The organism is Massilia frigida (assembly GCF_011682175.1).
GTDB lineage: Bacteria > Pseudomonadota > Gammaproteobacteria > Burkholderiales > Burkholderiaceae_D > Telluria_A > Telluria_A frigida.
This window is the reverse complement of the sequence record NZ_WHJG01000125.1, coordinates 1-1,312: the sequence shown is the minus strand read 5'-3', so window position 1 is coordinate 1,312 and position 1,312 is coordinate 1. Positions and strand designations below refer to the sequence as shown.

Sequence of the window (1,312 nt, the reverse complement as noted above, 5' to 3'; positions counted from 1 at the left end):
ATGAGATTAACCATGATTCCGCCACCATAACCGACCAGAATTCGTCCAGCATCACGAAAATGCGATGGAAAGTCGCGCTCCCGTGATGCCGGCCAGTTCAGAAAAATCGTTTTGCAATTGGCTCAATGGTCAGTTTCTTGATATCGGCAGTTGCCTGAATAATTGCGTCCACCAATCCAATTTTCGGGCCAAAACGGCGGCGCTTGGACATGATGACCGCTGTGGCCTGCATGATCCTGGCGTCGGTCTCGATGATCTCCAATCCGAAGTCCACCATGAATTCGTCGAAACGCGGCACGTCATCCACATCGGCGCCCCCCAGACAACTCCATCCAGGTGATCACGCCGATGGCTGGATTATCCCAGTGAGCAAGTTCGCTGAGCGCTTCCGCATACCCTTTGCTTCAGTCGATCAGAATATTGGTGTCGTAAAGAACTAGACCCGCCATGTAGACCTCAGTTCCCTCTGGCAATCCAATCCATCCGCCGGGATGTTTGGACGCCGCGCTTTCACGGAAGCATGGAGATTAATGCTACCATCTTCCGCAACTTTTTCTCAATATAACAAATATATACTTCTGGATGAAATTATGGAAATCGTTGGCAATCAAATTTGCGTACCAGGCGTAACAATTCGAAGTGCCCAATTTTTAGCATTATCGCTTGTTGTGGCATTGGCTGGATGTTTCCCAGTAGCCGTAGATGATTTTTCCGTTCTGGGCTATGACGTTTTATCCGATATATTGCGCAAATCCTACTCGGACGTAAATTCTCACCCCGGGGCACAGCAGCGGTTCCATCGGCGTTGGTAGAATTGATAAAGAAAAAATTAGCTCTTATGCAAGTGAATTGTTTGCTGGGCAAGATCGAAATAAAATCGAAGAAATTTTCGTGAAAAATAGAGGTCAATGCACTCCAAGTGTGAATCGGGAAGTGGTTGTATGCAACTTCATCAGAAAGTGGAAATTAAAAAACATCGGCGGGAGTTTTGATACGTCAAACTGGTCAAATCCCGCAGCAAACATTGAAATTGCGTTCTTATTTAATGAGCTTGGCCAGGTCCGAAGTATTAACTTAGAAATGATCAACATTACCGAATACAAAGTAATTAAAGGATAATCAGTGGATGAGTTTTCGATCGAGGCGCAATGACGACCTGATGTGAAAAAACCTGCCTGTACAGCACTGGCCCTATGACGTTTCCGGTGAAACTTGACATCGGCTATGCTGTGAGGTTCTACCGTCCCGGAGTGCGGTCAAGGGCGGCGCGCGCTGCGCGCGTGCCGGCGTAGCGCACCCTTGACGGCATGCA

Annotated in this window: 2 protein-coding genes; one reads left to right on the top strand and one right to left on the bottom strand. The window is 47.8% G+C overall.

Features of this window, described 5'->3' with window-relative positions; all coding sequences use genetic code 11:
* Positions 1-97: 97 nt before the first annotated feature.
* On the bottom strand, positions 98-307 hold the full coding sequence (locus F2P44_RS34270) for a type II toxin-antitoxin system VapC family toxin (protein WP_167094546.1): 210 nt from the start codon (positions 305-307) through the stop codon (positions 98-100).
* A 223-nt stretch (positions 308-530) separates the two neighbouring features.
* Here F2P44_RS34270 and F2P44_RS34265 point away from each other — a divergent pair, with 223 nt between their 5' ends.
* Positions 531-812 (top strand): hypothetical protein, encoded by a 282-nt coding sequence (locus tag F2P44_RS34265; protein ID WP_167094544.1) that lies wholly within the window; start codon positions 531-533, stop codon positions 810-812.
* Positions 813-1,312: the final 500 nt, after the last annotated feature.

Excerpts from the sequence above, each read along its gene's own strand:
- F2P44_RS34265 (WP_167094544.1), top strand. The coding sequence starts at position 531 with ATGCTACCATCTTCCGCAACTTTTTCTCAATATAACAAATATATACTT.